Here is a 3,974-nt window from a genome sequence, read left to right as displayed (position 1 = left end):
CACGTGCCCCATGGGTAGCTTGCCGCTGGGGTAAGGGAACATCGACAGGCAGTAGAAAGTCTCCTTGCCTGGCTGTTCACTGACTTCAAAGGACTTTTGCTCATCCCAGAACGACTGGGCGGCGGCTTCGATCTCACGGGGCTGATATTGTTCGTGCATGGCTACTTTTGTACTGGATAGGGGTGGCCTAATCCTCTTCAACGCGGCATTCGGGATGGCCCGGACGAGCTGGAAGTGGAATGACAGGAAGCGCCGTAGCATACATGACCGCGCTTGGCCTAGGGAAACCCTGATTACAGCTGTTTGGCCCGGTCAATCCGTGGCGAGGGCCGTTGGTCGCGGCGTGCAGCCGGTTTGTGCAGCGAAGCTAAGCTCTAACTGGGGAGTGAGTCTTATCTTCAATGAGGTGAGGGATGGTGGAGTCACAGCAAAAAAACGTTACTAAACCCGAGTTGTACGAACGGTTGATGGATCGTCTGGGCATGGCTCTGGACGCTGCAAAAACCGCTGGCCGGCTGCGCGATGAGCGCCCCCTGGAACTGGAATTGCGTGGCTTGAGCCCCGCCGAGTTCGAACTGGTCAAGGCTTATCTGGATCGCCGCGAACGTGAAACGCACGGATGCTTGTCTCAGGCAGTGAAGCAGCTCGATGCAACACATTCAGCCAAGGTCATCTGGCTCAAGGACCGGACGCCCGGCAGAGACACCGTCAAGGTTCGCTCTTTGCAGGCCAAGTAAGCGCATGGCAGGTCAAAAAACGGATCTTTTTCAACAGGATCCCACCTATCGGTTGTCACGCATTATTAACACTCTTACGCTTCGGGCATCTTTGGAGATGCCCGATGCCTTTTCGTTATTTCATCAAACAACTTCTATTGCCGCCCGGCATTTTATTACTGCTGTTGCTGGCCGCGTGGTGGTTGCGCCGCTCCCGTCCGCGTCTGGCCGGATTGTGTTTCGCCATCGGTTTTGGCGGGTTCTGGTTGATGAGCCTGCCGGTGGTCGTGCAGTGGGGCGCCAGGGCGCTTGAGCGTGAGCCGCCGCTGGCCAGAGACGAGTGGGCGACGCTGGCACAGCGGGCCGATGCGATTGTGGTGTTGGGTTCGGGCCGTGAGCGCGGCGATCTGGCCTGGGGCGAGGATCAGCCGACCGGCGTGGGGCTGGAACGTCAGCGCTATGCGGCGCGGCTGGCCAAGGCGTCGGGTTTACCGATCCTGACCAGTGGTGGCCTGCATTACGGTACGCCGCCGACCGAGGCGAAATTGATGGCGGATTCGTTGCACGATGACTTCGGCGTGACTGTGCGTTGGCAGGAAGGTGAGAGCCGTACTACGTGGGAAAACGCTAAGTTCACCGCCGATATGCTGCTGCCGCAGGGGATCAAGCGTGTCGTCGTGGTGACACAGGCCTGGCATATGCCGCGTTCGGTATGGAGTTTTCAGCAGGCGGGATTTGACGTGGTGCCGGCGCCGGTGGGTTTCCTCGGCACGGACAACGCCCGGCCGCTGGGAGGCTGGATGCCGGAGTTCAAGTCGATCTGGCAGAGCGGCCAGTTGTTGAATGAGGCGGTGGGGCAGGTGGGGTATTCACTGTTTTACCGGAGTGAAGCAGTCGCCGATTGATTGATTGATTGATTGTTGCTAATGGCCTCTTCGCGAGCAAGCCCGCTCCCACATTTGGAATGCATTTCAAATGTGGGAGCGGGCTTGCTCGCGAAGCTTTTAAAGGGTTTTCGACATCCGGCTCGCCATCAGTGCCCAGCCAAACAGCAGCAAGCAGACAATGATCAACGGCCACGAACGCCATCGCAGATACGGCGTCAGGTTGTGCATCGGTACCACCTCACCGTACAAAACGCCCTGCTCGAACTGCGGAATCTGTTCGGTGATCTGCCCGAACGGGTTAATCAATCCGGTCACGCCGTTGTTGGTGGCGCGAATCATCCAGCGTCCGGCTTCCAGTGCGCGCATTTGTGCCATCTGCAAGTGTTGCAGCGGGCCAATCGACTTTCCGAACCAGGTGTCGTTGCTGATTGTCAGCAGCAGATCACTGCGGGCGGACAGGCTGGCGGCGAACTCCGGATACACCACTTCGTAGCAAATGAACGGAGCGATCTGATAACCCTTGGCCTGCAACAGAGGTTGATCCGCGGGGCCCCGGGCGAAGTCGGACATCGGCAGGTCGAAGAAAGCGATCAGCCCGCGAAGAATGTCCTGCAACGGCACGTATTCGCCGAACGGCACCAGTTTCTGTTTCAGGTAAGTGCCATCGCCTTCGCCGACCACGGTGATGCCGTTGAAGAAGCGTTTTTCGTGACGAACCGTTTCACGAATCGGCACGCCGGTGATCAGCGCCGATTTACGCTCGGCGGCAAAAGTGCCCATCATGTTCAGGTAGCCCTCGGCGGACTCCTTGAGCACCGGCACGGCGGTTTCCGGCCAGATCAGCAGGTCCACCGGTTTGGAACGGAAACTCAAGTCGCGGTACAGCGCCAATTGTGCGTTGAGCTGTGCCGGGTCCCATTTCATGCTTTGTTCGACGTTGCCCTGAATCGCCGCGACGCTCAGCGGCGCGCCGGACGGGCTGGTCCAGGCATGGCCCTTGAGCGCAATACCTGCCACCCACGGCCCAGCCAGCAACAGCAGGCCGGCGGCGACAAAACCTTTGCGGCCGGATTTAATCAGGCGCGGGGCGTTGTAGATCAGTGCGGCGGTGAGTGCCAGAACGAATGACACCAGCCACATGCCACCCACCGGCGCGAGTCCGGCCAAAGGGCCGTCGAGTTGGCTGTAACCGGAATACAGCCATGGGAAACCGGTAAGAAACCAGCCGCGAAACGCTTCCTGGCCGACCCATAACGCGGCGAACGCCAAGGCGTCGGCCAATGGCGCCTCATTCCGGCGAAGCCAGCGCGCCCAAAGCCAGGCGGGCAAAGCAAAGAACCAGGCAATGGCGGCGGTGAACAGCAGCATCAGGAAACCAGCCAACAACACCGAAGCGCCGCCAAAGTGGTGGATGCTGTAGTAGATCCAACTGGTGCCGGCGCCGAACAGGCCGAAACCGAAGCACCAGCCACGGCCCACTGCCTGACGCGGGCTCAGCTCGCGCAGCCCGGCATAGAACAGGCCGACCGCCAGCAATGCCAGCGGCCAGATGTTGAACGGTGCCAGCGCTAAAGTGGTGATTGCACCGGCCGCCACGGCCAGCAGGTTACCGGGCCAGCCGGGGCGGGTTGTCCAGCGCATTTCAGTCCTTAGAATTAACGAGCGATTGGCGTGAGTCGCAGCAAGTGAATCCGACGGCTGTCGGCGTTCAGGATGCGGAAACGATAGGCGCCGATTTCAGTGATTTCGTTGCGTTTTGGCAAGTGCCCGAACGCGCTCATCACCAGACCGCCGACAGTGTCGAACTCATCGTCGGAGAACTCGCTGTCGAAGCACTCGTTGAAGTTCTCGATCGGCGTCAGGGCCTTGATCAGGAAATCGCCACTTGGCAGCGGCTTGATGTAGCTGTCTTCTTCGACGTCGTGCTCGTCTTCGATGTCGCCGACGATTTGTTCGAGCACGTCTTCGATGGTCACCAGACCCGCCACACCGCCGTACTCGTCGATGACGATGGCCATGTGGTTGTGGTTGGCGCGGAATTCACGCAGCAACACGTTCAGGCGCTTGGACTCCGGCACGAAGGTGGCCGGGCGCAGCAGATCCTTGATGTTGAAGCTGTCGCCGTTCTCCTTGAGGATCAACGGCAGCAAGTCCTTAGCCAGCAGCACGCCCATCACGTCGTCATGGCTTTCGCCGATGACCGGATAGCGCGAGTGGGCCGAGTCGACCACGGCGGGGAGGAATTCACGGGGTGTCTGGGTCGCCTTGATGCTGATCATCTGCGAACGCGGCACCATGATGTCGCGTACTTGCAGGTCAGCCACCTGAATGGCGCCTTCGACGATGGCGAGCGCTTCGCTGTCCTGCAGTT

4 protein-coding genes and 1 pseudogene are annotated in these 3,974 nt (G+C 59.8%); 2 read left to right on the top strand and 3 right to left on the bottom strand.

The window, feature by feature from the left end:
- The coding region (locus ACIOU6_RS06970; protein ID WP_401135033.1) for a hypothetical protein at window positions 1–159 on the bottom strand (159 nt) is incomplete at its 3' end.
- A 254-nt stretch (window positions 160–413) separates the two neighbouring features.
- Between ACIOU6_RS06970 and ACIOU6_RS06965 the strand changes: the two genes are divergently transcribed.
- Window positions 414–737 (top strand): hypothetical protein, encoded by a 324-nt coding sequence (locus ACIOU6_RS06965; protein ID WP_221730179.1) that lies wholly within the window; start codon window positions 414–416, stop codon window positions 735–737.
- 104 nt (window positions 738–841) lie between these two features.
- On the top strand, window positions 842–1,621 hold the full coding sequence (locus ACIOU6_RS06960; RefSeq protein ID WP_401134928.1) for a YdcF family protein: 780 nt from the start codon (window positions 842–844) through the stop codon (window positions 1,619–1,621).
- 99 nt (window positions 1,622–1,720) lie between these two features.
- On the opposite strand, the gene lnt is transcribed toward ACIOU6_RS06960, so the two are convergent.
- Both lnt and ACIOU6_RS06950 read right to left on the bottom strand, forming a co-directional pair.
- Window positions 1,721–3,244 (bottom strand): apolipoprotein N-acyltransferase, encoded by a 1,524-nt coding sequence (gene lnt, locus ACIOU6_RS06955; protein ID WP_401134925.1) that lies wholly within the window; start codon window positions 3,242–3,244, stop codon window positions 1,721–1,723.
- A 14-nt stretch (window positions 3,245–3,258) separates the two neighbouring features.
- Window positions 3,259–3,974: pseudogene (locus ACIOU6_RS06950) on the bottom strand (HlyC/CorC family transporter); the annotation flags it as partial.

This window comes from Pseudomonas sp. NPDC087615 (assembly GCF_044743445.1).
GTDB classification, from domain to species: domain Bacteria; phylum Pseudomonadota; class Gammaproteobacteria; order Pseudomonadales; family Pseudomonadaceae; genus Aquipseudomonas; species Aquipseudomonas baetica_A.
This window is presented reverse-complemented; position numbering and strand designations above follow the sequence as displayed.

Excerpts from the sequence above, each read along its gene's own strand:
- ACIOU6_RS06965 (WP_221730179.1), top strand. The coding sequence starts at position 414 with ATGGTGGAGTCACAGCAAAAAAACGTTACTAAACCCGAGTTGTACGAA.
- ACIOU6_RS06960 (WP_401134928.1), top strand. The coding sequence starts at position 842 with ATGCCTTTTCGTTATTTCATCAAACAACTTCTATTGCCGCCCGGCATT.
- lnt (WP_401134925.1), bottom strand. The coding sequence starts at position 3,244 with ATGCGCTGGACAACCCGCCCCGGCTGGCCCGGTAACCTGCTGGCCGTG.